Raw genomic sequence first — 25680 nt, 5'->3', positions numbered from 1 at the left:
GTGGGTTCGCCCACCCGCCGCTCACCACCCGCTATTCGCAGGTAAGCGACGAAGAAAGAGATACGGCAATGAACGGCCAAAACATTCGCATCCGGCTCAAGGCGTTCGACCATCGAATCCTCGATACGTCGACCCGTGAGATCGTGAACACGGCGAAGCGCACCGGTGCGCAGGTTCGCGGTCCCATTCCGCTGCCGACCCGCATCGAGAAGTTCACCGTCAACCGTTCGCCGCACGTTGACAAGAAGAGCCGCGAGCAATTCGAGATGCGCACCCACAAGCGCCTCCTCGACATTGTCGACCCGACCCCGCAGACCGTCGATGCGCTGATGAAGCTCGACCTGGCCGCCGGCGTCGACGTCGAGATCAAGCTCTAAGGTTTTGGATTTTTACGTCCGCCGCTTGCGGACAGAAAGACAGGAAGCACGCCGATGCGCTCCGGAGTGATCGCACAGAAGGTCGGGATGACGCGGGTCTTTACGGAGACCGGCGAGCATATCCCTGTGACCGTGCTGAAGCTGGGCAACTGCCAGGTGCTGGGCCACCGCACCACCGAGAAGAACGGCTATGTCGCCCTTCAGCTCGGCTCTGGCGCCCGCAAGACCGTTTACATGCCCAAGGCCGAACGCGGCCAGTTCGCGGTCGCCAAGGTCGAGCCCAAGCGCAAGGTCGCCGAGTTCCGCGTGTCCGAGGACGCGCTGATCCCGGTCGGCGCGGAGATCCAGGCGGACCATTTCGTGGTCGGCCAGTTCGTCGACGTCACCGGCACCTCGATCGGTAAGGGTTTCGCCGGCGGCATGAAGCGCTGGAATTTCGGCGGTCTGCGCGCCACCCACGGTGTGTCGATCTCGCACCGCTCGATCGGTTCGACCGGTGGCCGTCAGGACCCCGGCAAGACCTGGAAGAACAAGAAGATGCCCGGTCACATGGGCGTCGACCGCATTACCACGCTCAACCTGCGCGTGGTCTCGACCGACGTCGAGCGCGGCCTGATCCTCGTCGAAGGCGCCGTTCCCGGCTCCAAGGGCGGCTGGATCTCGGTGCGCGATGCGATCAAGAAGCCGCTGCCGAAGGAAGCCCCGAAGCCCGGCAAGTTCAAGGTTGCCGGCGGCGAGGGTGCCGAGGCTGCCGCCGAGACGGAGGGCGCGTGAGATGGAACTGAAAGTCACGACCCTTGAAGGCAAGGACGCTGGATCCGTCGAGCTCTCGGACGCGATCTTCGGGCTCGAGCCGCGCGCCGACATCATCCAGCGCTGCGTGCAGTGGCAGCTGAACAAGCGCCAGGCCGGCACCCACAAGGCCAAGGGCCGCGCCGAGATCTGGCGCACCGGCAAGAAGATGTACAAGCAGAAGGGCACCGGCGGCGCCCGTCACGGCTCGGCTCGCGTGCCGCAGTTCCGCGGCGGTGGCCGTGCGTTCGGTCCGGTGGTTCGCTCGCACGCGACCGACCTGCCGAAGAAGGTGCGCGCGCTCGCGCTGAAGCATGCGCTGTCGGCCAAGGCCAAGGACGGTGGGCTGATCGTGATCGCTGATGCGCAGCTGGAGGCCGCCAAGACCAAGGCTCTGCTCGGTCACTTCTCCGGCCTCGGCCTGACCAACGCGCTGATCATCGACGGCACCGAGGTGCACGCCGGTTTCGCGACCGCGGCCCGCAACATTCCGAACATCGACGTGCTGCCGATCCAGGGCATCAACGTCTATGACATTCTCCGCCGCCAGAAGCTGGTGCTGACCAAGGCTGCGGTTGATGCGCTGGAGGCGCGCTTCAAATGAAGAATATCGACCCGCGCCATTACGACGTGATCGTCGCCCCTGTCGTGACCGAAAAGGCGACACTCGCCTCCGAGCACAACAAGGTGATGTTCAAGGTCGCCGGCAAGGCGACCAAGCCGCAGATCAAGGAAGCGGTCGAGAAGCTGTTCGACGTCAAGGTGAAGAGCGTCAACACGCTCGTCCGCAAGGGCAAGACCAAGGTGTTCCGCGGTAATCTCGGCTCGCAGTCGGATACCAAGCGCGCGATCGTGACCCTGGAAGAGGGCCACCGCATCGACGTGACTACCGGACTATAAGGCGCAACGACGATGGCATTGAAAACCTACAATCCCACGACGCCGGGCCAGCGCCAGCTGGTGATGGTCGATCGTTCGGCGCTCTACAAGGGCAAACCGGTGAAGGCGCTGACCGAGGGCAAGCTCGGCAACGGCGGCCGCAACAACACCGGTCGCATCACCGTGCGCTTCCGCGGCGGCGGCCACAAGAAGGCCTACCGCACCGTCGACTTCCGCCGCGACAAGGTGGACATGCCGGCGATCGTGGAGCGGCTGGAGTATGATCCGAACCGCACCGCCTTCATCGCGCTGATCAAGTATCAGGACGGCGAACTGGCCTACATCCTGGCGCCGCAGCGCCTGGCCGCCGGCGACACCGTCGTCGCGGGCAACTATGTCGACGTGAAGCCGGGCAACGTCATGCCGCTCGGCAACATGCCGGTCGGCACGATCGTGCATAACATCGAGCTGAAGATCGGCAAGGGCGGCCAGCTGGCGCGCTCCGCCGGCACCTACGCCCAGATCGTCGGCCGCGACCAGGACTACGTGATCGTCCGCCTGAACTCGGGCGAGCAGCGCCTGGTGCACGGCCGTTGCCGCGGCACGATCGGCGCGGTCTCGAACCCGGATCACATGAACATCTCGATCGGCAAGGCCGGTCGTACCCGCTGGCTCGGCTGGCGTCCGCACAACCGCGGCGTCGTCATGAACCCGATCGATCACCCGCACGGCGGTGGTGAAGGTCGTACCTCGGGCGGTCGCCACCCGGTTACTCCGTGGGGCAAGCCGACCAAGGGCAAGAAGACCCGCACCAACAAGTCGACCAACAAATTCATTCTCCTCAGCCGCCACAAGCGGAAGAAGTAAGGAACGCCGGACATGGTTCGTTCAGTCTGGAAAGGCCCGTTCGTCGAGGGTTCTCTGCTCAAGAAGGCAGATGCCGCCCGCGCGTCCGGCCGTCACGACGTCATCAAGATCTGGAGCCGCCGCTCGACCATCCTGCCGCAGTTCGTCGGCCTGACGTTCGGCGTCTACAACGGCCACAAGCATGTGCCGGTGGCGATCAACGAGGAAATGGTGGGTCACAAGTTCGGCGAGTTCTCGCCGACCCGGACCTTCCACGGCCACTCGGGCGACAAGAAAGCCAAGAAGGCTTGAGGAATAGACGATGAGCAAACCAAAGCGCGAACGTAGCCTCGCGGACAATGAGGCCAAGGCCGTCGCCCGCATGCTGCGCGTCAGCCCGCAGAAGCTTAACCTGGTGGCGCAGCTGATCCGCGGCCGCAAGGCCTCGGCTGCGCTCGCTGACCTGCAGTTCTCGCGCAAGCGGATCGCGGTCGACGTCAAGAAGTGCCTGGAATCGGCGATCGCCAACGCCGAGAACAACCATGACCTCGAGGTCGACGATCTCGTCGTCGCCGAGGCGCATGTCGGCAATGGCATCGTGATGAAGCGTTTTGCTCCGCGCGGCCGTGGCCGTTCGGGCCGTGTGTACAAACCGTTCTCGCACCTGACCATCGTGGTTCGTCAGGTCGAGGCCGAGGCAAGCGCTTAAGAAGGGCGCAGGAGAAGACGATGGGTCAAAAGATCAATCCAATCGGGCTGCGTCTCGGCATCAACCGGACCTGGGACTCCCGTTGGTTCGCCGGCAAGCAGGAATACGGCAAGCTGCTGCATGAGGACGTCAAGATCCGCGAGATCCTGCACAAGGAGCTCAAGCAGGCTGCCGTCGCGCGCATCGTGATCGAGCGTCCGCACAAGAAGTGCCGCGTGACGATCCACTCCGCCCGTCCGGGCGTCGTGATCGGCAAGAAGGGCGCCGACATCGACAAGCTGCGCAAGAAGGTTGCCGACATCACCTCGTCGGACGTCGTGATCAACATCGTCGAAATCCGCAAGCCGGAGCTCGACGCGACCCTGGTCGCCGAATCGATCGCCCAGCAGCTGGAGCGCCGCGTTGCGTTCCGCCGCGCCATGAAGCGCGCCGTGCAGTCGGCGATGCGTCTCGGCGCCGAGGGCATCCGCATCAACTGCTCGGGCCGTCTCGGCGGCGCCGAAATCGCGCGCATGGAGTGGTACCGCGAAGGCCGCGTGCCGTTGCACACGCTGCGCGCCGACGTCGACTACGGCGTCGCCACCGCGTTCACGACCTTCGGCACCTGCGGCGTCAAGGTCTGGATCTTCAAGGGCGAGATCCTCGAGCACGATCCGATGGCCCAGGACAAGAAGATGGCCGAGGGCGACAACACGCCGCGTTCGCGCCGCGACGCCGCTTGAGGCAAAGCAGGAATTTGAGGGCTTAAAGCCATGATGCAACCTAAGAAAACGAAGTTCCGGAAGGCGCATAAGGGCCGTATCCACGGCGTTGCGACCTCTGGCGCGACGTTGGCGTTCGGCCAGTTCGGCCTGAAGGCGATGGAGCCTGAGCGCGTCACCGCCCGTCAGATCGAAGCCGCCCGCCGCGCGCTGACCCGTCACATGAAGCGCGCCGGCCGCGTCTGGATCCGCGTGTTCCCGGACGTGCCGGTGTCGAAGAAGCCGGCCGAAGTCCGCATGGGCTCCGGCAAGGGCGCGCCCGAATTGTGGGTGGTCCGGATCAAGCCGGGCCGCGTGATGTTCGAGATCGACGGCGTGCCGGTGCAGACCGCCAAGGAAGCGCTGTCGCTGGCCGCCGCCAAGCTGCCGATCAAGACGCGCTTCGTTGCGCGCATTGCGGAGTAATCGCCATGGCCGAGATGAAAGTTGAAGACATTAAAGCGATGAGCGACGACCAGCGTGAAGACGCGATCCTCAATCTGAAGAAGGAACGCTTCAACCTGCGCTTCCAGCGCGCCACCGGGCAGCTGGAGAACACCTCGCGGATGCGGGAAGCCCGCCGCGACATCGCTCGTATCAAGACCATCTCCGCGCAGCTGCGCGCGAAGAAGAAGTAAGGGGCCAGCTATGCCGAAACGTACTCTGCAGGGCGTGGTCGTCAGCGACAAGCAAGCCAAGACAATCGTGGTGCGCGTCGATCGCCGCTTCACCCACCCGATCTACAAGAAGACGATCCGCCGTTCCAAGAACTACCACGCGCACGACGAGAGCAACGAGTTCAAGCCGGGCGACATGGTGTGGATCGAGGAATCGAAGCCGATCTCGAAGCTGAAGCGCTGGACCGTGGTCCGGGGCGAACACAAGAAAACGGCCTGATTGCTTCGGCTTGACCGAAGGTTTTCAGGGAAATTTTGAGCGCGCTAAAGCGCAGAAAGAGGACGAGGTGCATCAATGATTCAGATGCAGACCAACCTCGACGTGGCCGATAATTCTGGCGCACGCCGTGTCATGTGCATCAAGGTTCTTGGAGGCTCCAAGCGCCGCTATGCCACCGTGGGCGACGTTATCGTTGTGTCGATCAAGGAAGCCATCCCGCGTGGCAAGGTAAAGAAGGGCGACGTCATGAAGGCCGTCGTGGTGCGGGTCCGCAAGGACATCCGCCGCGCCGACGGTTCGGTGATCCGCTTCGACCGCAACGCCGCCGTGCTGATCAACAATCAGTCGGAGCCGGTCGGCACCCGTATCTTCGGGCCGGTGCCGCGCGAGCTGCGTGCCAAGAACCACATGAAGATCATTTCGCTCGCGCCGGAGGTGCTGTGATGGCTGCCAAGATCCGCAAGGGCGACAAGGTGATCGTGCTGACCGGCCGCGACAAGGGCCGGACCGGCGAGGTGTTCGAGGTGCGTCCGGACGAGAACAAGGCCCTGGTGCGCGGCGTCAACATGGTGAAGCGTCACCAGAAGCAGAGCCAGACCCAGGAAGGCGGCATCATCTCCAAGGAAGCGCCGGTCCACCTGTCCAACATCGCGTATGTCGGCAAGGACGGCAAGCCGACCCGCATCGGGTTCAAGATTCAGGCCGATGGCAAGAAGGTCCGTGTTGCCAAGAGCACGGGAGCAGAGATCGATGGCTGATACAGCTTACACGCCGCGCCTGCGCGCGGAGTATGACAAGAAGATCCGCGGCATGATGACCGAGAAGTTCGGTTATGCCAACGTGATGCAGGTTCCGCGCCTGGACAAGGTCGTGCTCAACATGGGCGTCGGCGATTCCGTCAACGACCGCAAGAAGGCCGAGACCGCCGCTGCCGAACTGACCCAGATCGCCGGCCAGAAGGCCATCGTGACCTATTCGCGGATCGCGATCGCGACCTTCAAGCTGCGTGAGAACCAGCCGATCGGCTGCAAGGTCACGCTGCGCAAGGCCCATATGTACGAGTTCATCGACCGCCTGGTGAACGTGGCGCTGCCCCGCGTCCGCGACTTCCGCGGCCTGAACCCGAAGAGCTTCGACGGCCGTGGCAACTATTCGCTCGGCATCAAGGAGCACATCATTTTCCCCGAGATCGACTTCGACAAGGTCTCGGAAGCCCGCGGTATGGACATCACGGTGTGCACCACCGCCAAGACCGACGACGAGGCGCGTGCCTTGTTGACCGCTTTCAATTTCCCGTTCCGGCAGTGAGTAGCTGAGACAAAGCCACTCAAACGCGGATACCCAGGAGCCAAGCATGGCAAAGAAGAGTTCAGTCGAGAAGAACAACCGGCGCAAGCGGATGGCGAAGAACGCCGGCCCGCGTCGCGAGAAGCTGAAGGCGATCATCGCCGACAAGACCAAGCCGATGGAAGAGCGCTTCGCGGCGACGCTGAAGCTCGCCGAGATGCCGCGCAACTCGTCGCCGACGCGCATCCGCAACCGTTGCGAGCTGACCGGGCGCCCGCGCTCGAACTATCGCAAGAACAAGCTCTCGCGTATCGCGCTGCGTGAACTCGGCTCCAAGGGCCTGGTTCCCGGGCTCGTGAAGTCGAGCTGGTAAGGAGGGCGGAACATGTCTACGCACGATCCGATCTCCGATCTCATCACCCGCATCCGCAATGCGCAGATGCGCTCGAAGTCCAAGGTCTCGAGCCCGGGCTCGAAGATGCGCGCCAACGTGCTCGAAGTGCTGAAGTCCGAGGGCTACATCCGCGGCTACGCCAGCGTCGAGCATGCCTCGGGCCGCAGCGAGCTCGAGATCGAGCTGAAGTATTTCGACGGCGAGCCCGTCATCCGCGAGATCGAGCGGGTGTCGAAGCCCGGCCGCCGCGTTTACGCCTCGGTGAAGAACCTGCCGCGCGTGAACAACGGTCTCGGCATTTCGGTGTTGTCGACGCCGAAGGGAATCATGGCTGACCACGAGGCGCGCGACGCGAACGTGGGCGGCGAAGTTCTCTTCACGGTGTTCTGAGGAAGGAATTTACGATGTCACGTATCGGCAAAAGGCCGGTGGCGATCCCGTCGGGTGTGACGGCGACCGTGGAAGGCCAGACGGTGAAGATGAAGGGGCCGAAGGGCCAGCTTCAGTTCGTCGTGCATGACGACGTCGAGGTGAAGTTCGAGAACGGTCAGGTCAAGGTCGCTCCGCGCGTCAAGACCAACCGCGCGCAGGCGCTGTACGGCACCGCGCGCGCCCAGGTCGCCAACCTGGTCGAGGGCGTCACCAAGGGCTTCGAGAAGAAGCTCGAGATCACCGGCGTCGGCTACCGCGCCGCGATGCAGGGCAAGAACCTGCAGCTCGCGCTCGGCTACAGCCACGACGTGGTCTACGCGATCCCGGAAGGCATCACCATCGCGGTGCCGAAGCCGACCGAGATCACGATCACCGGCAACGATCCGCAGCGCGTCGGCCAGGTCGCGGCCGAGATCCGCGCCTACCGTCCGCCGGAGCCCTACAAGGGCAAGGGCGTGAAGTACGCCAACGAATTCATCTTCCGCAAGGAAGGCAAGAAGAAGTAACGGAGCCGGTCATGTCACTCAAGGTTACGAATGCCCGGCGCAAGCAGCGCGTGCGCCTTGCGCTTCGCCGCTCGGCAGGCGGCCGTCCGCGGCTGTCGGTGTTCCGCTCGTCCAAGCACATCTACGCCCAGGTCATCGACGACCAGAAGGGCGAGACGCTGGCCTCGGCCTCGTCGCTGGAGAAGTCGATGCGCGATGCCGGCAAGACCGGCGCCGACATCGATGCGGCCAAGGCGGTCGGCAAGCTGCTCGCCGAGCGTGCTGCGCAGAAGGGCGTCAAGGAAGTCGTGTTCGATCGCGGCGCGTACATCTATCACGGGCGCGTCAAGGCGCTCGCCGATGCGGCGCGCGAGGGCGGGCTCAGCTTCTAAACCGAATTGAACGATTACGAGGAAAGAGGCGCAAGCCTCCTAGAGATTGGAAAACACCATGGCAGGTGAACGCGAACGCGGCGGCCGCGAACGGAGCAGGGAGCGCGAGGAGCGCGACAGCGAGTTCGTCGACAAGCTCGTCCACATCAATCGCGTGGCGAAGGTCGTCAAGGGCGGCAAGCGCTTTGGTTTCGCGGCGCTGGTCGTGATTGGCGACCAGAAGGGCCGGGTCGGTTTCGGCCACGGCAAGGCGCGCGAAGTGCCCGAGGCGATCCGCAAGGCGACCGAATCGGCCAAGCGCAACCTGACGCGCGTCGCGCTTCGTGAAGGCCGCACGCTGCATCACGACGTCGCCGGCCGTCACGGCGCCGGCCGCGTCTACCTGCGTACGGCTCCGGCCGGTACCGGCATCATCGCCGGCGGCCCGATGCGCGCGGTGTTCGAGACGCTCGGCATCCAGGACGTGGTGGCGAAGTCGATCGGTTCGTCGAACCCCTACAACATGGTTCGCGCCACCTTCGACGCGCTGAAGCATCAGGATTCGCCGCGCTCGGTGGCGGCGCGCCGCAACATCAAGGTCTCCACCCTGCAGTCGCGCCGCGTCGGCGGCGACGCCGAAGTGGTGGCGGAATAACCCGCGCGATATCTGGAGTCATAAGTCATGGCCAAGGCCAGCAAGACGATCAAGGTCGAGCAGACCGGCAGCGCAATCCGCCGCCATCACTCGCAGCGTTCGACGCTGATCGGCCTCAAGCTCAACAAGATCGGCCGGGTTGCCGAGCTGCAGGACACTCCTGAAGTTCGCGGCATGATCAGCAAGGTTCAGCATCTCGTCCGCGTCGTCGGCGAGTAAGCAAGGTATAAGGAGAAGGGCGATGAAGCTCAGCGATATCGCCGACAACGCCGGCGCCCGCAAGAAGCGGATGCGCGTCGGCCGTGGCATCGGTTCCGGCAAGGGCAAGACCTCGGGCCGCGGCGGCAAGGGCCAGACCGCGCGTTCGGGCGTCCGCATCAAGGGTTTCGAAGGCGGCCAGATGCCGATGCATCGCCGTCTGCCCAAGCGCGGCTTCAACAACATCTTCCGGCTCGACTTCGCCGAGATCAATCTCGACCGTCTGCAGGACGCGATCGACAGCAAGCTGGTCGATCCGAGCGCGACCGTGAACGCGGAGTCGCTGGTCAAGGCCGGCGTGCTGCGCCGCGCCAAGGACGGCGTCCGGCTGCTCGGCCGCGGCGAGATCAAGACCAAGCTGACCATCGAGGTGTACGGTGCCTCCAAGTCGGCCATTGCCGCGGTCGAAAAGGCTGGCGGCTCGGTCAAGATCCTGGCCCCCGCCAAGGACGAAGGCGAGGCGGCGTAACATCTGCGTCATTGCCCGCGCACCGCGCGGGCATCCGCCGATCGAACGATGGACTTATCGGAGCCGAGCACCAGATAATGTCCGGTGTCGGCCGACGGCCCTGAGGGGACGTCGGCGAGGGGGCTCCGGGAGAAAGCCGAAACAATGGTCTCAGCAGCCGAACAACTTGCCGCCAACCTCAATTTCGGACAGCTGGCGAAAGCCGAGGAGCTGAAGAAGCGCATCTGGTTCACGCTGGGTGCGCTGCTTGTTTATCGGCTCGGGACCTACATCCCGCTGCCGGGCATCGATCCCAACATCTGGGAGCAGGTGTTCCGCAGCCAGTCCGGCGGCATCCTCGGCATGTTCAACATGTTCGCCGGCGGCGGCATCCACCGCATGGCGATCTTCGCGCTGAACATCATGCCGTACATCTCGGCGTCGATCATCGTTCAGCTGTTGACCACCGTGTCGCCGCAGCTCGAGGCGCTGAAGAAGGAAGGCGAGGCGGGCCGCAAGACGCTGAACCAGTACACGCGCTATTTGACCGTGATCCTGGCCGCGTTCCAGTCCTACGGCATCGCGATCGGCCTCGAGGGCGCCGGCAATGTCGTCAGCGACCCCGGCATGTTCTTCCGCCTCTCGACCACGATCACGCTGACCGGCGGCACCATGTTCCTGATGTGGCTCGGCGAGCAGATCACCTCGCGCGGCATCGGCAACGGCATCTCGCTGATCATCCTGTCCGGCATCGTCGCCGAGCTGCCCGCGGCGCTCGCCAACATGCTGGAGCTCGGCCGCCAGGGCGCGATGTCGACCGGCCTGATCCTGATCGTCATCATCATGGCGGTCGCCGTGATCGCCTTCATCGTGTTCATGGAGCGCGCCCAGCGCCGGCTGCTGATCCAGTATCCGAAGCGCCAGGTCGGCAACAAGATGTTCGAGGGCCAGTCCTCGCATCTGCCGCTCAAGCTGAACACCTCGGGCGTGATCCCGCCGATCTTCGCCTCGTCGCTGCTGCTGCTGCCGACCACGGTCGCGAACTTCAACGCCGGCAAGGGCCCGGAGTGGTTCCAGTGGATCACCACCCAGCTCAGCCACGGCCGGCCGCTGTTCCTGTTCATGTATCTCGCGCTGATCGTGTTCTTCGCGTTCTTCTACACCGCGATCGTGTTCAACCCGACCGAGACCGCGGACAATCTGAAGAAGCATGGCGGCTTCATTCCGGGCATCCGGCCCGGCGAGCGCACCGCCGAATACATCGACTACGTGCTGTCGCGCATCACGGTGCTCGGCGCTATCTATCTGGCGATCGTCTGTCTGATCCCGGAAATCCTGATCTCCTACGCTTCGGTGCCGTTCTACTTCGGCGGCACTTCGCTGCTGATCGTCGTCAGCGTGACGATGGATACGGTGGCGCAGGTGCAGGGCTATCTGCTGGCCCACCAGTATGAGGGCCTGATCCGCAAATCGAAGCTGCGCGGACGCCGTAGATGATGGGCACCTCCGACAAATGAGCGAATTGGCGCGCCGCATCGCAATCACGATCGGCGCGCTGCTTATTTTCAGGCTCGGCTTCTCCATCCCGGTCGCGGGCCTGTCGCCGCAATCAGCCGTGTTTCGGCCGGACGCGATCGCGCGGCTCTCGATCTTTTCGCTCTCCATCCTCCCTTATCTCAGCGCCGCGATCATCATCCAGCTCGTCTCGGTGGTGTGGGGCAGGCTGAGCGCACTCGAGCGATCCGGCGAGGCCGGCCGCCGCGCCATCGCGCGTTACACGTTGATCCTGACGCTGCTGCTGGCTGCGTTCCAGGCCTTCGGAATCGCGTCCGCCTTGCAGAACATTCGCGGCCTCGTCGTCGAGCCGGGCGACTGGTTCGTGCTCGCCACCATCGCAACGCTGGTCGGCGGCGTGTTCGTCCTGGTCTGGCTCAGCGAACTGATCACCCGGCACGGCGTCGGCAACGGCCTCGCGCTGATCATGAGTGTCGGCATCGTCACGGCGCTCCCGGCGGAGATCGCCGGGACCATCGAGCTGCTGCGACAGGGCGCCGTCACCGGCAACCTCGTGCTGTTCAACGTCGTGCTCTCGATTGCGCTGGTGGTGCTCGTCGTCCTCGTCGAATCCGCGCGGCGCAACGTGCCGGTGCAGTACGCCGCGCGCCAGGTCGGCAAGCGGGTGTTTGCCCCGCGCGCCGCGGTGCTGCCGATCAAGCTCAACAGCGCCGGCTTCCTGATCCCGGTCACCGTGGCGCCGTGGATCATCAATCTGCCGCTGGCGCTCGCGGCGGCCGTGTTCGGACAGACGCCGTGGCTGGCGGCGGCCTATGCGCAGCTGAGCTACGCAAAGCCGCTCTACATCGGCCTCGTCTCCATCGCGGTCTTCGTACTCGCCTTCATCTATACGGCCCGCGTGCTCGATCCCGAGCAAGCCGCCGCGACCCTGCAGGCCCATGGCGGCACCATCCCGGGTGTGGCGCCGGGGGACGCAACCGCCGACCATCTCGACCGCATCGCGTCGTTGACGACCGTCGTCGGAGCCGTCTACCTCGTGGCGGTATCGCTGATTCCGGCGGTCCAGTTGGCAAGCGGGACGGTGCTACCCTATAACTTTGGTGGTGGTTCGTTGCTGATTGTGGTTTGCACTATTCTTGATCTGAAAAAGCAGGTGCGCGATCTATCGCTCACCAATGGGGGCGAACGCATATGAGACTGATTCTTCTGGGGCCGCCGGGCTCGGGCAAGGGCACCCAGGCGCAGCGGCTGGTCCACAAGCACGGCATCGTCCAGCTCTCCACCGGCGAGATGCTGCGCGCCGCCGTCGCCGCGGGCACCCCGATCGGCCTGCAGGCCAAGGAGATCATGGCCAATGGCGGGCTGGTTCCCGACGAGGTTGTGGTCGGGATCATTGCTGACCGTATCGAGCTGCCCGACGCCAAGAAGGGGTTCATCCTCGACGGCTTCCCGCGCACCGTTCCGCAGGCCGAAGCCCTCGACGAGCTGCTCAGGAAGAAGCACCTCAAGCTCGATGCCGTGGTCGAACTGCGCGTCAACGAGAGCGCGCTGCTCGACCGGGTCGAGAAGCGCGCCGAGGAGACCCGCGCACGGGGCGAGGAGGTCCGCCTCGACGACACCCCCGAGGTGCTGACCAAGCGCCTCGCGCAGTACCGCTCGATGACCGAGCCGCTGATTCACTATTATTCCGAGCGGCGGAAGCTCCTGACCGTCGACGGCATGATGACCATCGAGCACGTCACCCGCGACATCAACCGAATCCTCGGCGCGATCGGCGCGCTGGAACCCAAGGCTGATGAGCCGGCAAAAGGGGCTGTGAGGGCAGCCAGGAAGAGCACCAAAAAGGCCAGGAAGACCGCCAAGCCGGCCAAAAAGACCGCCAAATCGGCTCCGAAGGCCGCCAGGAAGGCCTCCAAGGCCAAATCGGCGAAGAAATCGGTCAAAAAGTCAGCCAAAAAGGCTGCAAAAAAGGCCACGCGCGGCGCCAGTGCCCGGAAGGGGGCAAAGCCCGCCAAGGGCGCAAAAAAGGCCGCAAAAAAGCGCGCTAAGCGTTAGGAGCGGTTGACGAAACCGACATGAATCCTTTAATAAGCCCCGCATCCAAGTCGGATAGTTTTATGACGATGCCGGGCCCCGAAGGATATGAGGGGAGGGCGTCGTGTTCGCGTTTGTGGACACATGCCCGCAACAGCAAGAACTTGAGCAGCCCGTATCCGTAAGGGATCGGCGACAGGAGAGAAGTCCGTGGCCCGTATTGCCGGCGTCAACATTCCCACCAACAAGCGCGTGCTGATCGCGCTTCAGTACATCCATGGCATCGGCCAGAAGAACGCGGCCGACATCATCGAGAAGGTCAAGATCCCGCTGGATCGTCGCGTCAGCCAGTTGACCGACCAGGAAGTCCTGCAGATCCGCGAAGTGATCGACCGCGACTATCTGGTCGAGGGCGACCTCCGTCGCGAGGTCGGCATCAACATCAAGCGGCTGATGGACCTCGGCTGCTATCGCGGCCTGCGGCATCGCCGCGGTCTGCCGGTGCGCGGCCAGCGCACCCACACCAATGCGCGCACGCGCAAGGGGCCGGCCAAGGCGATCGCCGGCAAGAAGAAGTAAGTTTTGCGAATTGCAGGTGGGGGGTAGCGAAGGAACGTTCGCTACTCGCCATTTGCGTTTTGAGGTGTAGCCGCTGGCACTACGGCGGCGCTTGAGATCACAGGAAAGGTTTGAAATGGGCAAGGAAGCCACCCGCGTACGCCGCCGCGAACGCAAGAACATCGCCTCCGGCATCGCGCACGTGAATTCGTCGTTCAACAACACGACCATCACCATCACCGACGCGCAGGGCAACACCATCGCCTGGTCGTCGGCCGGCACGATGGGCTTCAAGGGCTCGCGCAAGTCGACCCCGTATGCCGCGCAGGTCGCGGCGGAAGACGTCTCCAAGAAGGCGCAGGAACACGGCATGCGCACGCTGGAGGTTGAAGTGGCCGGCCCGGGTTCGGGCCGTGAATCGGCGCTTCGCGCGCTGCAGGCTGCGGGCTTCACCGTCACCTCGATCCGTGACGTGACCACGATCCCGCACAACGGCTGCCGTCCGCGCAAGCGCCGGCGCGTCTGATCTTTGTCGCGGGCGGCCCTGTGCCGCCCTGCGATCGTTTGGAATTGACCGCGCGGACTGTTCCGCGATCTCCAACGCCAGCTTCGTTCACGCGCTGGCCCATGGGTGAAAACAGTGACGATCCAAAAGAATTGGCAAGAGCTCATTCGACCGAACAAGCTGCAGGTGACGCCCGGCTCGGACGCGACCCGCTTCGCCACCATCGTCGCCGAGCCGCTCGAGCGTGGCTTCGGCCAGACGCTCGGCAACGCGCTGCGCCGCATCCTGCTGTCCTCGCTGCAGGGCGCAGCGGTGCAGTCGGTGCACATCGACGGCGTGCTGCACGAGTTCTCCTCGATCGCCGGCGTCCGTGAGGACGTCACCGACATCGTGCTCAACATCAAGGACATCTCGATCAAGATGCAGGGCGAAGGCCCGAAGCGCATGGTCGTGAAGAAGCAGGGTCCCGGCGCGGTCACCGCCGGCGACATCCAGACCGTCGGCGACATCACGGTGCTCAATCCCGACCTGCAGCTCTGCACGCTGGACGACGGCGCCGAGATCCGCATGGAGTTCACGGTCACCACCGGCAAGGGCTATGTCGCCGCCGAGCGCAACCGTCCCGAGGACGCGCCGATCGGCCTGATCCCGGTCGACAGCCTGTTCTCGCCGGTCCGCAAGGTCTCCTACAAGGTCGAGAACACCCGCGAGGGCCAGATCCTCGACTACGACAAGCTGACCATGACGATCGAGACCAACGGCGCGATCACGCCCGATGACGCGGTGGCCTATGCCGCGCGCATCCTGCAGGATCAGCTCAACGTGTTCGTCAACTTCGAAGAGCCGCGCAAGGAAGTCACGCAGGAGATCATTCCGGATCTCGCCTTCAACCCGGCCTTCCTCAAGAAGGTCGACGAGCTCGAGCTCTCGGTGCGTTCGGCAAACTGCCTGAAGAACGACAACATCGTCTACATCGGCGACCTCGTGCAGAAGTCGGAAGCGGAAATGCTCCGCACCCCGAACTTCGGCCGCAAGTCGCTGAACGAGATCAAGGAAGTGCTGGCCCAGATGGGTCTGCACCTCGGCATGGAAGTGCCGGGCTGGCCGCCGGAGAACATCGACGAGCTGGCCAAGCGCTTCGAGGATCACTACTGAGCAATTGTCGTTCCGGGGCGATGCGCAGCATCGAACCCGGAACCTCGAGATTCCGGGTCTGGTGCTGACGCACCATCCCGGAATGACACCCGGGCGAACGCAGGCAGCCCACCTGAGCAACATGTCCGACGAACCGTCGCGGCAAGTACAACTTGAAGGAATAAGTCAATGCGTCACGGCAAGGTTCATCGGAAGCTCAACCGCACCGCCGAGCATCGCCGCGCGATGTTCGCCAACATGTGCGCTGCGCTGATCAAGCACGAGCAGATCGTCACCACGCTGCCGAAGGCCAAGGAGCTGCGGCCCATCGTCGAGAAGCTCGTTACCCTCGGCAAGAAGGGCGGCCTCGCTCTGCGCCGCCAGGCGATTTCCGAGATGCGCGACGTCGACCAGGTCAAGAAGCTGTTCGACGTGCTGGCGCCCCGCTACAAGGACCGCCAGGGCGGCTACACCCGCATCATCAAGGCCGGCTTCCGCTACGGCGACAACGCCGCGATGGCGGTGATCGAGTTCGTCGACCGCGACGTCGACGCCAAGGGCCAGGACTCCGGTCCGGTCCAGGAGACGGAATCCGAGGCGGCGTAAGCCGGTCTCGAGCCACAGTTTGGAAAACGGCGCCTTCGGGCGCCGTTTTTGTTTGTTCCGGCTTAGCCCGCGCGGATGGTGGCGATGAAGTTATCGAGCTCCTGCTTCAGGCGGCCGTTGCTGTCCGACAACAGCCTTGCCGAACTCAGCACCTGCGAGGAGGCATCGCCGGTCCGCGAGGCGCCGCTCGCGACCTGGCCGATGCTGACGGCCACCTGCGAGGTTCGCTCCGAGGCGATCTGAACGCTCTCGGCAATGCTCCGCGTCGCGCCGCCTTGCGCCTCGATGGCCTGTGCCACGTGCGAGGCGATCTCGGAGATCCGGCCGATGATGCCGGCGATGTCGCTGATCGCACCGGCGGACTCGCGCGTCGCGGCCTGGATGCCGGCGATCTGCGCGCGGATGTCCTCGGTGGCTTCCGCGGTCTGCCGCGCCAGCGTCTTGACCTCCTGCGCGACCACCGCGAATCCCGAGCCCGCGGCTCCGGCCCGCGCCGCCTCGATGGTCGCGTTCAGCGCCAGCAGGTTGGTCTGCCGCGCGATCGCGGCGATCAGCTGCACCACATCGCCGATGCGATCGGCGGCGGCCGCGAGCTGCGCCATCCGGTCGTCGGTCTGTCTGGCCTGCCGGACGGCTTCGCTGGCGATGCCGGCGGATTCGCCGACCTGGCGGCCGATCTCGGCAGCCGAGGCGATCATCTGTTCGGTGGCGGCCGCAACGCGAACGACGTTGTCGGAGGCTTCTTCCGAAGCGGCCGCGACGTTGGCCGAGAGGTCCTGGGTGTGATGGGCGGTGTCGCTCAGGTCGCGGGCGGACGAAGCCAGCTCCTCCGATGCCGCCGAAACCGTCGCGATGACGTTGCCGGCGCTGGCCTCGAAGGCCGAGGCCAGCCGCGCCAGTTCGGCCTTGTGCCGGCCGGCCGCGCGGCGGTCTTCCTCCAGCCGCGCATCGAGCTCGAGGCGCGCCTTCTCCTCCGCTTTGGTCTTCAGGCTCTCGACGGCCCGCGCCATGCCACCGATCTCGTCCGTGCGGTCGAGGCCGGGCAGGATGACGTCGAACTGTCCTTCCGCCAGCCGGTGCATCGCCGCGCTCATCCGGCTGATCAGGCCCGCCACGCGACGGCCGAACAGCACGGCAAGCAGGGTGAGGGCGAATGCGGTGAGGCCGATCGCCCAGACCAGCGTCAACCTGACGTCATCGGCCCGCCGCTGCGCGAACTCGGCGCGCGAATTGGCCGCATCGGCGACCTTGAGCAGCATCGGCCGGGTCCGATCGAAGATCTGGCCGAGATCGTCCATCTGGTCGTCCAGCGTCTGGCGCGAGACGAGGAAGCCGGCAAAAGCGAGCTTGTAGGCGCGGGCGAGGCCGAGGACCTCGGCCTTCACATCCGCCTTCAGCGTCGACGCCGCCAGCGCGGTCTCGAATTCGGACTCGCGATCGTTGAGCTGGTCGCCGAACCGCTCCTCACCGCTGAGGGCAAAATCCTTTTCGAGGCGACGCATCGTCAGCAGCAGAACCGTCAAATGCGGCTGATCGAGCTGTGCAACTCTCGCCTCGAACTGCTGGGCGGCGCTGCGCAGCTTGCCCTGCAAGCCATCGTTCGGGTTCAACCCCAGCACGCGCTGCGCGCCGACGATGTTCTGGAAGCGCGTCGCATAGAGATTGATGCCGCTGCGCAGGGATGCGACCTGGCGGATCGGATCGCCGTCCGGCGCCGTCGCCGCGAAAGCTTCGAGCTTGTCGAGCAGCAGCACCTCGTCCGCGACACGATCGCCGAGTTTTTTCGCCAATCCCTCGTCGCGCGACTTCAGGAAGCGTGCCGCGATCTGCTGCGTCTCCAGAAAGCCATCGGACAGTTCGGACAGTTGTGTCCTGAACCGCATGCTGCCGTCGGATTCATGCTGGACGCGCGTGACGTAATCGAGGCCGCCGAGGGAGGTGACGCTGACGATCGCCACCCCGCCGATTCCAAGCATTGCGATCTGGCTTTTGAGGCTGGGGCGAAGTCGTTTCAGGATGACGGCGGCAAGCCGTTTCGTCCTGGAGATAGCGCGCATGTGATGCATTCCTGTCAGTCGCAAAGCTCCGGACGTCGTTATCGCTGGAGGGGAGGCCCGCGTCCGGTTGCCGAACAATAGCTTGAGTTACTCAGGCTATTTGCGCCGACGACTTACAGTCGCGGCATTGACAATGTGTGAAGGCAATTCGCGCGCACGCGATGTTTCATATGAAGATTGGATGATGGTGCGCGAGACGATTCATTTACGAAAGATCGCTTGCGGCAAAATGGCCGACCACGATCATGCTTGCTGCCCATGATCTGTCGTCGGCACGCCGGCGGTGCTGAAATGCCGGTCGGCGCCTGCGGTGAATTTGCGCAGCTGCCGTGTGTCATGAACTGTTGCGCGACCGCGCGCGCATCCAAATATGGCTGGCAGTCAACAGGAGACCTCCCAAATGAAAATCGACCTTTCCGGAAAGACCGCGTTGGTGACCGGCTCGACCGCAGGCATCGGCAAAGCCATCGCAAGAGGCCTTGCCGCGACCGGGGCGGAGGTCGTCGTCAACGGGCGCGGCCAGGCCAAGGTCGACGCCACCGTCGCGGAAATCGGCAAGGAGCTGCCAGGTGCAAAGGTCCGCGGCATCGCCGCCGACGTCTCGACGTCGGAAGGCTGCAAGGCGCTGCTCACCGCGCTGCCGCAGGCCGATATCCTCGTCAACAATACCGGTATCTACGAGGCGAAACCGTTCTTCGATATCCCCGATGAGGACTGGAGCCGCTACTTCGACACCAACGTGATGTCGGGCGTGCGGCTGTCGCGCGGCTACATGCAGGGCATGCTGAAGCGCAACTGGGGCCGCATTGTCTTCATTTCATCGGAGTCCGGGCTCAACATTCCGACCGAGATGATCCAGTACGGCATGACCAAGACCGCGCAGCTCGCGATCTCGCGCGGGCTCGCGGAGCTGACCCGCGGCACCGCCGTTACCGTGAATTCGGTTCTGCCCGGGCCGACCATGTCGGAGGGCGTCGAGACCTTCGTCAAGGATCTGGCCCGGCAGAACGGCGAGTCGCTTGAGGAAGCGGCGACCAAGTTCGTCAAGCAGCACCGCCCGACCTCGATCCTGCAGCGCTTCGCCACCCCCGAGGAGATCGCCAACATGGTCGTCTATGTCTGCTCCCGGGAAGCAGCTGCGACCAACGGCGCCGCGCTGCGCGCCGAGGGCGGCATCGTCAACACGATCGCGTAAGCCGCGTGCCGGCCTATGTGATCTCTGAGGTCGAGACGCGGGACGCTGCCGCGTTCGAGGCCTATCGTACGCTGGCGGCGAAGACGATTGAACGCTACGGCGGCCGCTACATTGTGCGTGGCGGCGCCGCCGAGCTGGTGGAGGGCGGCCCGCCGCTCAAGACCATCGTCATCGTCGAATTCCCGACGATGGCGAGAGCGCGCGAATGGTAGGCTTCGGCCGAATATGCCTAGGCGCTCGAGCACCGGCGGTCCGCACTGGACCGTCGGTTGATGTTCGTCGATGGCGTGCCGCCGATCGAGGAGGCGCGTCCATGAGCGGATTTCCCTTGTTGCCGCGCTAGGCCTTGTCTCGTTAGCCCTTGGCGCCGTCGAGAAACTCGCTGAAGCCGGCCGGGCGGTAGGGGCCGAAGCACAGGTGTTCCAGCACGCCAACTCCCGTTTTTTCGCCCTGGCGAGCGCGCACGACTTGCTGCACGTGCACGTTCTCCCGGGCGAGCGGGTCGAGCGTCGAAGGATCGAACGACTCGCCGCCGATCTCCAGCTCTCCCTTCCACATGCCCTGGCCCCATTGCGGATGACCGTAGCCGAGGCCCTTCATCTGGAATTTGAGGATCGGGTCGAGCGCGATGGTGCTCGTCCGGCCGTCGATGTCGACAAGGTCGATTTCGGCGGATTGTGCGAGGCGGGTGTTCGGGACGTATGTCACGCGATGCCGCGCGGTTGCCATGCGGCGGTCGAGCCCGTCGACGACGCCGGGAACGTCACCCTCGCTTCCGTAGAGCGGCGCGGTGATGCCCTCGCGGACCAGCGCCTCGCCGCGCGTGCCGTCGAAGAAGATGGCATGCGAGATGTGGTCGTCCCAGAACAGCGGTGCCCACAGGAAGAACACGCTCGGCGGCGGCATCGGCGCGCCGCCGACGTCGCGTTCGCCGACATTGCGGACGCCCCAGGAGCGATCCTTGGTGCCGTAGCATGATTGATCGTCGACCTTGATCTCGCCATCGGGGTGGCTGATGACGCCGCGCCAGCGTCCGAATTGATCGAACCGGGTCGAGTCCATGGCGCGGCGGTCGCCCGACCAGAGCGTCTGGCGCGCCTCCTGGATTGCCGCCGTGCGTGCGGAGAAGGTCAGGTCGCAGGCGAGGCCGGTCGCGTTGTCTTCGAGCACGACGCGGGTCCGCAGCATCGGTTCGAGGACCTCCAGCCGAAACGGGCCGACCTGCATCTCGGTGCGTTCGATCGGCGCCCGTCGCGACCCGTAGAAGCAGTGTTGTCGTCCGCCACGCTCCACGACGCTGAAGGCGCAATCGAGGATCTTGCGGTGCGGGTAGATCGCGATGCCGATGCCGAAATAGTACGCGCCGTCGGCCGTGTAGCCGTTGAACCAGGTCCGGTCATAGACGTTGCGGTCGCTGGTGACGGGCACCGCGATCGGCTCCGGCGTCTGATGGATCGGGAAGTCGTCGAGTTTGTTGAGCACGCAAGGTCCCTTTCGATGTTCCCTGGAGCATGATCCGGAAAAGTGTGAAGGGGTTTCCCGGAAAGATCATGCTCAAACAAAGAGCCCAAGCGCGATGACGATCTCATCGCGCTTTAGTCCTGCCAGTATGCAAAACTGTCGTGATCCAGCGCTTGCGCGCAGGCGCCGCGAGTCATTTTCAGGAACAGGGCATCGCCGCGCTCGGAACGCTGCACGCTGAGCGCGGAGACGACGCCCATCATGATCCCATGCAGCGTGTAGCGCTGATAATCGTGCCAGCAATGCTCCCAGCCATAGTCCCGCACGCCGCGACGGAGCAGCTCCGAATGATAGAACCGCACCAGGTCGGCTTCATGAAGCCGCCGTTCCGACGGATCGATGCCGGCCGAGAGGAAGTAGGCGACGTCAACGATTCCCGCTCCAACCGTGAGCGTCTGCCAATCCAGCGTCGCCATCGGATGGCTATTGCCCCGCACCTCGAACAGCATGTTGTCCAGCCGGAAGTCCGCATGTTGCAAGGTTCGCGGCGTCGATTGATCCGACTGATAGCGCGGTATCGTATCGGCAAGCCTGTCGATCAGCGCCAGGAATTCCGGCTCGATCACGCCGCGATAGCGGTCCTTGTAGTGACCGATGATGGCGGGCAATTTCGCACGGATATCCGCGCGCCTGCTTGCTACTGTCGCAAAGCAATGCACCGAGTTGAGGGTCGGATCGTTCCATCGCGGGGCATGCAGGGCGGCGGCTTCGGCCATCGCCGTCCGGCAGTCGGCGATCGCGCAGCCGGCGAGTTGGTCACCATGGCGCGCGGGCGCCAGATCCTCCAGGATCAGCGTGAAGTCGTCGGTCTCGGGATCGATCTCGGCGAGGATCGGGCGGGGTGTGTGAATTGCAACGGTGGTCGCCAGCTCGCGATAGAACGCGACCTCGCGGACGTAGAGAACGTGCGCGGAGCCGGAGCGGCGGCTGTCCGGGTCCACGGCCGGGAATTTGCCGATGACGCTTGCCGGCGCTTTCGGCTCGACACCGTCATAGGTCAGGCGAAATCGATAACTGTCTCCGACAAGGCCGTTGCCGACCGGCGCGCAGGCGAGGTCGATGACCCTGACCTGGTCGATCGCACCGGCTTCACGCAGCGCCCGCGTCATCCACTGCGGATCGATCCGCGACGGATCGGCCGTGAGCAAACTCATCGGCATCCTCCCATCCCCATCGGGGTTCACCGCCGCTCCAGCCGCTTCTTGCGTCGGCCGGATTGAGGACGGGGTGATCGTTCCGCAAATCATACAGGCGAGGTCGTGGCTTTGGCAAAAGCCACGCGCCCGCCCGTGGGGATATCATGCCCGGGATGTCGCCTGGGCATGGCGAGGCCGTGGTTGCAGGCCTACCACCCCTCCAGCACGATCTTGCCGCGCGACTTGCCGCTTTCGAGCAGCGCGTGGGCACGCTTGAGGTTCGTGGCATTGATGGTGCCGAAGGTCTGGTCGAGCGTGGTGCGCAGCACGCCCTTGTCGATGAGGTCGGCGACGTCGTTGAGCAGATGATGCTGCGCGATCATGTCCGGGGTCTGGAATGACGAGCGCGTGAACATCGATTCCCAATGCACCGACACCGCCTTGCCCTTGAATGCGGCGATGTTGAACTCCGGCGGATCGTCGATCAGGCCGAACCTGCCCTGCGGGGCGATGAAGTCGGCGATGCCCTTGTAGTGCTGGTCGGTGTAGGTGAGGCTGGCGACGAGGCCGACCGGCGGCAGCTTCAGTCTTTCGATCTGTTCCTTCATCGGCTGCGAGTGATCGATCACGGCGTGCGCGCCGAGATCACGGCACCACTTCTGCGACTCCGGCCGCGTCGCGGTCGCGACCACCGTGAGCCCGGTGAGGCGGCGCGCGAGCTGGATCAGGATCGAGCCGACGCCACCGGCGCCGCCGGTGATCAGGAGCGTGCGGGCATCGAGGCTCTTGCCCGGCACGGCGCCGAGCCGGTCGAACAGCAATTCCCAGGCGGTGATCGAGGTCAGCGGCAGTGCCGCGGCCTGCGCGAACGACAGCGAGGAAGGCTTGTTGCCGACGATGCGCTCGTCGACCAAATGGAATTCCGAATTGGTGCCCTGGCGCAGGATCGAGCCGGCATAGAACACCTCGTCGCCGGGCTTGAACAGCGACACCTCCGGACCGACCGCATCGACCACGCCGGCCGCATCGAAGCCGAGGATCTTGTACTCGCCCGCCGGCGGCGCGGCGCGCTTGCGGACCTTGTAGTCGACCGGGTTGGCCGAGATCGCCTTCACCGCGACGCGGATGTCGCGGCCCTTCGGCTCCGGCTTGGCGGTCTCGAAATCGACCAGTGACTCGGCTGCCTCGATCGGCAGCGATGTCTGATATCCGACGGCTTTCATGCCTTGTCTCCGTGGTGGGCGATGGCCTGCGCCTTACCTGTCGCGCTGGCGTCCGTTTGGCAAGTACTGTAAATTCAGGGAACTAGTCCCCGTTTGTATACTATTGGGAAAAATCCCAGGAAGAATCGCATGAAACGGCAGAACTTCGAGCGGCGGCCGGGCTGCGCGGTCGAGGCGGCGCTCGACCTGATCGACGGCAAATGGAAAGGCGTGATCCTCTATCACCTGCAGGCCGGCACCCAGCGCTTCGGCGAATTGCGGCGGCGGATGCCCGGCATCACCCAGCGCATGCTGACCAAGCAGCTGCGCGCGCTGGAGGATGACGGCCTCGTGATCCGCAAGGTCTATGCCGAGGTGCCGCCGCGGGTCGAATACACGCTGTCCGAACTCGGCGAGAGCCTGCGCCCGGTGATCGATATATTGAAAGCCTGGGGCGAGGGCCATCAGGCACGGCAATCTTGCGCACCGGCGCCTGCCGCCGCAAAGAAGAAGCGCGCGGCCTGAAGCGCGACACAAGGCGATCGCGTGAGATTATCGCGTGTCGGCCGGGCGTCGCAGAACTTCGGAATAATAAAAATATACAACTGAGTTGCCCGACGTGTCAAGCCGGTTTTCGGGTGGCGGCGACCGCCAGTTACTTTGCATGGGGTTGTTCTTCGGTATTTTGGGACGCGTGCCGTTCGTTCGGCGCAGCAAGACTGATCCGTCGGCAAAAGAAAACGGCCGGAGCAAAGCTCCGGCCGTCTGTCGTTGACGAGTTTCCGATCGCGTCAGAACGCGACCTGGGTGCGCAGCGCCACCGCGTCGAACTTCGAGCCGACATCGGCGTTCGAGGTCGCCGAGGCCTGCTTGGCGATGTCGCCATGCAGATAGTTCAGCATGAAGCGGACGTTGTTGTTGACGTACCAGTTCAGCGCCGCGGTGTAGACGGTCTGCCGTCCGCCCGCGATGCCGGTCGCCTGCGCGATCTGGTCGTTCAGATCGATCGTGCTGACGCGGCCGGCGACTTCCCAGGCGCCCAAGCCGCCACCGGCTAGCGAGAACGGATCCTTCGGCTTGATTCCGGTGTAGGAGGCCGTCGCCGGGTTGTAGAGGTGCTGCTCGCCGGTCAGGACGTAGCCGACCTGCGCGTAGCCGCCATCGAACTTCAGGCTTGGCGCACCGAACGGCGGCAGGCCGGTATTCGCACTGCGGTCGATGTTGAACCAGTAGTACTCACCCTGCGCGATGAACGAGCCGTAGGTCGCGGCCGCCTCGACGCCGTAGACCTGTGCGCCGGAGACGTTGGCGATCGCGCCGGTCGAGATCAGCGTGGTCGGGTCGATGCGCAGCTCGGGCCGGTCGCTGAGCGTCAGCGTCTGCGCCTGCGTCAGCTGGTTGCGCGGCGGCTGGATCAGCCATTCCGCATCGGCGCCGATATGCACCGAGTAGTTCTTGCCGCTGATCGGATTGCCGGCGATGCGGACCACGCTGCCATACTGCTCCGACGTACCGGCCGGTGCCGCTGACGAAGCGGAATGGATCGCGCCCGAGGTCGGTCCGGTGACGTAAGCGCCGATCCAGAACTGGTCGTTCCACCAGCGGGCGCCGGCGGCCGAACGGAAGTCACCGGCAGCGATGTTCTGCGCGATGATGCCGACCGAGGCACGCTCCATGAACAGGATGTCGTTGGAGCTGGTCGATTCGTCCAGCGTCCACGGCAGGTCCATGATGCCGGCTTCGATCGCCATCCTGCCGCCGAACGGCTTGAAGCCGGTGTAGCTCAGGTAAGCATTCTCGATGCCCGAGGTGCCGCCGCCGGGAAGCGAGCCCGGTGCCGCACCGCCGAAGCCGTCGGAGGAGCCGCCGAAGTCGTAGATCAGCGCGTAGTTCCAGTCGCCGAAGAACTTGCCGACCACGCCGATGCGCGCGCGGCGTGTGTTCTCGCCGCTGTCGAGCTTCTGCGGCGAGGTGCCGGCGGTGTTAGGACGATAGTCGTAGCCGCCGACGTCCCAGTGCACGCGGCTCGTGATCGCGACGCAGTTCTGCTCGTCCGCGGTACAGATCGTCGGCCGGTTGTTCGGCATCGTCACCACGACGCCGGACGGCGCCACCGGGCCCTTGACCGGGATCGCGGCGTTGGCGGTCGCGACCCGCGCGGCCTTGGCGTCCGCCGCCTTGGCACTGGCGTTCGCGCTGGCCGCGGTCGCGGTGTTGACGTTGGTCTGCTTCTGCAGCTTGTCGAGCTTCTGCTCGAGCATCTTCAGCTGCTGCTTCAGCAGCGCGATCTCCGCGTCACTGCCGCCGCCGGCGGATTGCGCATGCGCCGGCACGGCGGCGAGAGCCCCCGCAATTCCTATGGCGATTGCACCTAGTCTTTTCGCACTCATGTGTGCACCCCTGTTGTGTTTGAAGTCCCCACTCACTGATCGCGTGCTTAGGAGTCTATCGTGACTGTCGCACGACAATGCCGCCCGGCATCGCAGTTCCGCTTGTTGTCCGCGGGCAACAAGCGGAGCGGCGCAGTGAGATGACATGCATCATAGAAGCTTGGCGGCGCGCTTCAACGCGCTTGCGGCCGGTTGTGCACCGCTCCGGTGGGGGCCAGTTATCCGGCCCGGCACCCTTCAATTGCCCGACGAACGCG

General features: G+C 64.6%; 35 protein-coding genes and 1 pseudogene. 31 read left to right on the top strand and 5 right to left on the bottom strand.

The annotated features are described in order from the left end of the window. Window positions 1-68 precede the first annotated feature (68 nt). From rpsJ to rplQ, 28 genes are all read left to right on the top strand, one after another. Window positions 69-377, top strand: coding sequence for a 30S ribosomal protein S10 (gene rpsJ / locus JQ633_RS20970; protein ID WP_002712302.1), 309 nt, complete (start codon window positions 69-71; stop codon window positions 375-377). A gap of 54 nt (window positions 378-431) precedes the next feature. Beyond that, a complete protein-coding gene (gene rplC, locus JQ633_RS20965; RefSeq protein ID WP_211986978.1) occupies window positions 432-1151 on the top strand; it encodes a 50S ribosomal protein L3 in 720 nt (239 codons plus the stop codon). Window position 1152: 1 nt separating this feature from the next. Beyond that, window positions 1153-1773: a 50S ribosomal protein L4 gene (gene rplD, locus JQ633_RS20960; protein WP_211986977.1), complete on the top strand. Its 621-nt coding sequence runs from the start codon at window positions 1153-1155 to the stop codon at window positions 1771-1773. Beyond that, window positions 1770-2069 (top strand): 50S ribosomal protein L23, encoded by a 300-nt coding sequence (locus JQ633_RS20955; RefSeq protein WP_211986976.1) that lies wholly within the window; start codon window positions 1770-1772, stop codon window positions 2067-2069. Before rplD ends, JQ633_RS20955 begins: the two co-directional genes overlap by 4 nt. 12 nt (window positions 2070-2081) lie before the next feature. Next, on the top strand, window positions 2082-2915 hold the full coding sequence (gene rplB, locus JQ633_RS20950; RefSeq protein ID WP_211986975.1) for a 50S ribosomal protein L2: 834 nt from the start codon (window positions 2082-2084) through the stop codon (window positions 2913-2915). Between the two features lie 12 nt (window positions 2916-2927). Then, on the top strand, window positions 2928-3206 hold the full coding sequence (gene rpsS / locus JQ633_RS20945) for a 30S ribosomal protein S19 (RefSeq protein ID WP_024578574.1): 279 nt from the start codon (window positions 2928-2930) through the stop codon (window positions 3204-3206). 10 nt (window positions 3207-3216) lie between these two features. Then, the gene (gene rplV / locus JQ633_RS20940) at window positions 3217-3603 is read left to right on the top strand and encodes a 50S ribosomal protein L22 (RefSeq protein ID WP_066499414.1); all 387 of its coding nucleotides are present in this window, start codon (window positions 3217-3219) and stop codon (window positions 3601-3603) included. A gap of 20 nt (window positions 3604-3623) precedes the next feature. Then, window positions 3624-4325, top strand: coding sequence for a 30S ribosomal protein S3 (gene rpsC, locus JQ633_RS20935; protein ID WP_018272135.1), 702 nt, complete (start codon window positions 3624-3626; stop codon window positions 4323-4325). Window positions 4326-4355: 30 nt separating this feature from the next. Beyond that, entirely contained in the window at window positions 4356-4769 is a 414-nt protein-coding gene (rplP, locus tag JQ633_RS20930; protein ID WP_016843752.1) for a 50S ribosomal protein L16, read from the top strand. Between the two features lie 5 nt (window positions 4770-4774). Next, window positions 4775-4981 carry a 50S ribosomal protein L29 gene (rpmC, locus tag JQ633_RS20925; protein WP_211986974.1) on the top strand — a complete coding sequence of 69 codons (207 nt, stop codon included), beginning with the start codon at window positions 4775-4777 and terminating at the stop codon, window positions 4979-4981. Between the two features lie 10 nt (window positions 4982-4991). Beyond that, on the top strand, window positions 4992-5240 hold the full coding sequence (gene rpsQ / locus JQ633_RS20920; RefSeq protein WP_195784316.1) for a 30S ribosomal protein S17: 249 nt from the start codon (window positions 4992-4994) through the stop codon (window positions 5238-5240). 75 nt (window positions 5241-5315) lie between these two features. After that, a complete protein-coding gene (rplN, locus tag JQ633_RS20915) occupies window positions 5316-5684 on the top strand; it encodes a 50S ribosomal protein L14 (protein ID WP_011473865.1) in 369 nt (122 codons plus the stop codon). Continuing rightward, window positions 5684-5998, top strand: coding sequence for a 50S ribosomal protein L24 (gene rplX / locus JQ633_RS20910; RefSeq protein ID WP_211986973.1), 315 nt, complete (start codon window positions 5684-5686; stop codon window positions 5996-5998). Before rplN ends, rplX begins: the two co-directional genes overlap by 1 nt. Beyond that, the gene (rplE, locus tag JQ633_RS20905; RefSeq protein WP_050420398.1) at window positions 5991-6548 is read left to right on the top strand and encodes a 50S ribosomal protein L5; all 558 of its coding nucleotides are present in this window, start codon (window positions 5991-5993) and stop codon (window positions 6546-6548) included. The genes rplX and rplE overlap by 8 nt, the downstream gene beginning before the upstream one ends. 46 nt (window positions 6549-6594) lie before the next feature. Next, the gene (gene rpsN / locus JQ633_RS20900; protein ID WP_016843757.1) at window positions 6595-6900 is read left to right on the top strand and encodes a 30S ribosomal protein S14; all 306 of its coding nucleotides are present in this window, start codon (window positions 6595-6597) and stop codon (window positions 6898-6900) included. A 12-nt stretch (window positions 6901-6912) separates the two neighbouring features. Then, window positions 6913-7311 carry a 30S ribosomal protein S8 gene (gene rpsH / locus JQ633_RS20895; protein WP_021081651.1) on the top strand — a complete coding sequence of 133 codons (399 nt, stop codon included), beginning with the start codon at window positions 6913-6915 and terminating at the stop codon, window positions 7309-7311. A 14-nt stretch (window positions 7312-7325) separates the two neighbouring features. Then, window positions 7326-7859 (top strand): 50S ribosomal protein L6, encoded by a 534-nt coding sequence (gene rplF / locus JQ633_RS20890; protein WP_211986972.1) that lies wholly within the window; start codon window positions 7326-7328, stop codon window positions 7857-7859. A gap of 11 nt (window positions 7860-7870) precedes the next feature. Further along, window positions 7871-8230: a 50S ribosomal protein L18 gene (gene rplR / locus JQ633_RS20885; protein WP_194469562.1), complete on the top strand. Its 360-nt coding sequence runs from the start codon at window positions 7871-7873 to the stop codon at window positions 8228-8230. 58 nt (window positions 8231-8288) lie between these two features. Continuing rightward, window positions 8289-8864 (top strand): 30S ribosomal protein S5, encoded by a 576-nt coding sequence (gene rpsE, locus JQ633_RS20880; protein ID WP_021081649.1) that lies wholly within the window; start codon window positions 8289-8291, stop codon window positions 8862-8864. A gap of 27 nt (window positions 8865-8891) precedes the next feature. After that, window positions 8892-9083, top strand: a complete 192-nt coding sequence (gene rpmD, locus JQ633_RS20875; RefSeq protein WP_024578582.1) for a 50S ribosomal protein L30 — start codon at window positions 8892-8894, stop codon at window positions 9081-9083. Window positions 9084-9105: 22 nt separating this feature from the next. Then, window positions 9106-9591, top strand: coding sequence for a 50S ribosomal protein L15 (gene rplO / locus JQ633_RS20870; RefSeq protein WP_211986971.1), 486 nt, complete (start codon window positions 9106-9108; stop codon window positions 9589-9591). Between the two features lie 144 nt (window positions 9592-9735). Continuing rightward, window positions 9736-11067, top strand: a complete 1332-nt coding sequence (gene secY / locus JQ633_RS20865) for a preprotein translocase subunit SecY (protein ID WP_211986970.1) — start codon at window positions 9736-9738, stop codon at window positions 11065-11067. Between the two features lie 16 nt (window positions 11068-11083). Further along, entirely contained in the window at window positions 11084-12280 is a 1197-nt protein-coding gene (locus JQ633_RS20860; protein ID WP_211986969.1) for a preprotein translocase subunit SecY, read from the top strand. After that, window positions 12277-13140, top strand: a complete 864-nt coding sequence (locus tag JQ633_RS20855; RefSeq protein ID WP_211986968.1) for an adenylate kinase — start codon at window positions 12277-12279, stop codon at window positions 13138-13140. The genes JQ633_RS20860 and JQ633_RS20855 overlap by 4 nt, the downstream gene beginning before the upstream one ends. 189 nt (window positions 13141-13329) lie before the next feature. Further along, entirely contained in the window at window positions 13330-13698 is a 369-nt protein-coding gene (gene rpsM / locus JQ633_RS20850) for a 30S ribosomal protein S13 (RefSeq protein WP_139484364.1), read from the top strand. Window positions 13699-13813: 115 nt separating this feature from the next. Continuing rightward, on the top strand, window positions 13814-14203 hold the full coding sequence (gene rpsK, locus JQ633_RS20845) for a 30S ribosomal protein S11 (protein ID WP_006021048.1): 390 nt from the start codon (window positions 13814-13816) through the stop codon (window positions 14201-14203). A gap of 105 nt (window positions 14204-14308) precedes the next feature. Further along, window positions 14309-15337: a DNA-directed RNA polymerase subunit alpha gene (locus JQ633_RS20840; RefSeq protein WP_211986967.1), complete on the top strand. Its 1029-nt coding sequence runs from the start codon at window positions 14309-14311 to the stop codon at window positions 15335-15337. A gap of 168 nt (window positions 15338-15505) precedes the next feature. Then, window positions 15506-15922: a 50S ribosomal protein L17 gene (rplQ, locus tag JQ633_RS20835; RefSeq protein ID WP_211986966.1), complete on the top strand. Its 417-nt coding sequence runs from the start codon at window positions 15506-15508 to the stop codon at window positions 15920-15922. A gap of 62 nt (window positions 15923-15984) precedes the next feature. Here the strand turns inward: rplQ and JQ633_RS35540 are convergent, their stop codons facing one another. Next, on the bottom strand, window positions 15985-17880 hold the full coding sequence (locus JQ633_RS35540; protein WP_211986965.1) for a methyl-accepting chemotaxis protein: 1896 nt from the start codon (window positions 17878-17880) through the stop codon (window positions 15985-15987). Window positions 17881-18379: 499 nt separating this feature from the next. On the opposite strand from JQ633_RS35540, the gene JQ633_RS20825 reads away from it, so the two are divergent. After that, window positions 18380-19174, top strand: coding sequence for an SDR family NAD(P)-dependent oxidoreductase (locus JQ633_RS20825; protein WP_211986964.1), 795 nt, complete (start codon window positions 18380-18382; stop codon window positions 19172-19174). 5 nt (window positions 19175-19179) lie between these two features. Next, window positions 19180-19491, top strand: a pseudogene (locus JQ633_RS20820) (DUF1330 domain-containing protein). Window positions 19492-19528: 37 nt separating this feature from the next. On the opposite strand, the gene JQ633_RS20815 reads toward JQ633_RS20820, so the two are convergent. The 3 genes from JQ633_RS20815 to JQ633_RS20805 form a co-directional block, all read right to left on the bottom strand. After that, window positions 19529-20656 (bottom strand): hypothetical protein, encoded by a 1128-nt coding sequence (locus JQ633_RS20815; protein ID WP_211986963.1) that lies wholly within the window; start codon window positions 20654-20656, stop codon window positions 19529-19531. A 113-nt stretch (window positions 20657-20769) separates the two neighbouring features. Beyond that, window positions 20770-21849 (bottom strand): phosphotransferase family protein, encoded by a 1080-nt coding sequence (locus JQ633_RS20810; protein ID WP_211986962.1) that lies wholly within the window; start codon window positions 21847-21849, stop codon window positions 20770-20772. 191 nt (window positions 21850-22040) lie between these two features. Beyond that, a complete protein-coding gene (locus tag JQ633_RS20805; RefSeq protein ID WP_211986961.1) occupies window positions 22041-23054 on the bottom strand; it encodes a zinc-binding alcohol dehydrogenase family protein in 1014 nt (337 codons plus the stop codon). Between the two features lie 129 nt (window positions 23055-23183). On the opposite strand from JQ633_RS20805, the gene JQ633_RS20800 reads away from it, so the two are divergent. Further along, window positions 23184-23558 carry a winged helix-turn-helix transcriptional regulator gene (locus JQ633_RS20800; RefSeq protein ID WP_211986960.1) on the top strand — a complete coding sequence of 125 codons (375 nt, stop codon included), beginning with the start codon at window positions 23184-23186 and terminating at the stop codon, window positions 23556-23558. 266 nt (window positions 23559-23824) lie between these two features. Here the strand turns inward: JQ633_RS20800 and JQ633_RS20795 are convergent, their stop codons facing one another. Continuing rightward, window positions 23825-25423: an OprO/OprP family phosphate-selective porin gene (locus tag JQ633_RS20795; protein ID WP_211986959.1), complete on the bottom strand. Its 1599-nt coding sequence runs from the start codon at window positions 25421-25423 to the stop codon at window positions 23825-23827. Between the last annotated feature and the right edge of the window lie 257 nt (window positions 25424-25680).

Origin of the sequence: Bradyrhizobium tropiciagri (assembly GCF_018130505.1) — a bacterium.
Lineage (GTDB): Bacteria > Pseudomonadota > Alphaproteobacteria > Rhizobiales > Xanthobacteraceae > Bradyrhizobium > Bradyrhizobium tropiciagri_B.
This window is presented reverse-complemented; position numbering and strand designations above follow the sequence as displayed.

Bases quoted from the DNA above. Each gene is read 5' to 3' on its own strand.
- rpsJ (WP_002712302.1), top strand. From the start codon at position 69: ATGAACGGCCAAAACATTCGCATCCGGCTCAAGGCGTTCGACCATCGA.
- rplC (WP_211986978.1), top strand. From the start codon at position 432: ATGCGCTCCGGAGTGATCGCACAGAAGGTCGGGATGACGCGGGTCTTT.
- rplD (WP_211986977.1), top strand. From the start codon at position 1,153: ATGGAACTGAAAGTCACGACCCTTGAAGGCAAGGACGCTGGATCCGTC.
- JQ633_RS20955 (WP_211986976.1), top strand. From the start codon at position 1,770: ATGAAGAATATCGACCCGCGCCATTACGACGTGATCGTCGCCCCTGTC.
- rplB (WP_211986975.1), top strand. From the start codon at position 2,082: ATGGCATTGAAAACCTACAATCCCACGACGCCGGGCCAGCGCCAGCTG.
- rpsS (WP_024578574.1), top strand. From the start codon at position 2,928: ATGGTTCGTTCAGTCTGGAAAGGCCCGTTCGTCGAGGGTTCTCTGCTC.
- rplV (WP_066499414.1), top strand. From the start codon at position 3,217: ATGAGCAAACCAAAGCGCGAACGTAGCCTCGCGGACAATGAGGCCAAG.
- rpsC (WP_018272135.1), top strand. From the start codon at position 3,624: ATGGGTCAAAAGATCAATCCAATCGGGCTGCGTCTCGGCATCAACCGG.
- rplP (WP_016843752.1), top strand. From the start codon at position 4,356: ATGATGCAACCTAAGAAAACGAAGTTCCGGAAGGCGCATAAGGGCCGT.
- rpmC (WP_211986974.1), top strand. From the start codon at position 4,775: ATGGCCGAGATGAAAGTTGAAGACATTAAAGCGATGAGCGACGACCAG.
- rpsQ (WP_195784316.1), top strand. From the start codon at position 4,992: ATGCCGAAACGTACTCTGCAGGGCGTGGTCGTCAGCGACAAGCAAGCC.
- rplN (WP_011473865.1), top strand. From the start codon at position 5,316: ATGATTCAGATGCAGACCAACCTCGACGTGGCCGATAATTCTGGCGCA.
- rplX (WP_211986973.1), top strand. From the start codon at position 5,684: ATGGCTGCCAAGATCCGCAAGGGCGACAAGGTGATCGTGCTGACCGGC.
- rplE (WP_050420398.1), top strand. From the start codon at position 5,991: ATGGCTGATACAGCTTACACGCCGCGCCTGCGCGCGGAGTATGACAAG.
- rpsN (WP_016843757.1), top strand. From the start codon at position 6,595: ATGGCAAAGAAGAGTTCAGTCGAGAAGAACAACCGGCGCAAGCGGATG.
- rpsH (WP_021081651.1), top strand. From the start codon at position 6,913: ATGTCTACGCACGATCCGATCTCCGATCTCATCACCCGCATCCGCAAT.
- rplF (WP_211986972.1), top strand. From the start codon at position 7,326: ATGTCACGTATCGGCAAAAGGCCGGTGGCGATCCCGTCGGGTGTGACG.
- rplR (WP_194469562.1), top strand. From the start codon at position 7,871: ATGTCACTCAAGGTTACGAATGCCCGGCGCAAGCAGCGCGTGCGCCTT.
- rpsE (WP_021081649.1), top strand. From the start codon at position 8,289: ATGGCAGGTGAACGCGAACGCGGCGGCCGCGAACGGAGCAGGGAGCGC.
- rpmD (WP_024578582.1), top strand. From the start codon at position 8,892: ATGGCCAAGGCCAGCAAGACGATCAAGGTCGAGCAGACCGGCAGCGCA.
- rplO (WP_211986971.1), top strand. From the start codon at position 9,106: ATGAAGCTCAGCGATATCGCCGACAACGCCGGCGCCCGCAAGAAGCGG.
- secY (WP_211986970.1), top strand. From the start codon at position 9,736: ATGGTCTCAGCAGCCGAACAACTTGCCGCCAACCTCAATTTCGGACAG.
- JQ633_RS20860 (WP_211986969.1), top strand. From the start codon at position 11,084: ATGAGCGAATTGGCGCGCCGCATCGCAATCACGATCGGCGCGCTGCTT.
- JQ633_RS20855 (WP_211986968.1), top strand. From the start codon at position 12,277: ATGAGACTGATTCTTCTGGGGCCGCCGGGCTCGGGCAAGGGCACCCAG.
- rpsK (WP_006021048.1), top strand. From the start codon at position 13,814: ATGGGCAAGGAAGCCACCCGCGTACGCCGCCGCGAACGCAAGAACATC.
- rplQ (WP_211986966.1), top strand. From the start codon at position 15,506: ATGCGTCACGGCAAGGTTCATCGGAAGCTCAACCGCACCGCCGAGCAT.
- JQ633_RS20825 (WP_211986964.1), top strand. From the start codon at position 18,380: ATGAAAATCGACCTTTCCGGAAAGACCGCGTTGGTGACCGGCTCGACC.
- JQ633_RS20810 (WP_211986962.1), bottom strand. From the start codon at position 21,849: ATGAGTTTGCTCACGGCCGATCCGTCGCGGATCGATCCGCAGTGGATG.
- JQ633_RS20805 (WP_211986961.1), bottom strand. From the start codon at position 23,054: ATGAAAGCCGTCGGATATCAGACATCGCTGCCGATCGAGGCAGCCGAG.
- JQ633_RS20800 (WP_211986960.1), top strand. From the start codon at position 23,184: ATGAAACGGCAGAACTTCGAGCGGCGGCCGGGCTGCGCGGTCGAGGCG.
- JQ633_RS20795 (WP_211986959.1), bottom strand. From the start codon at position 25,423: ATGAGTGCGAAAAGACTAGGTGCAATCGCCATAGGAATTGCGGGGGCT.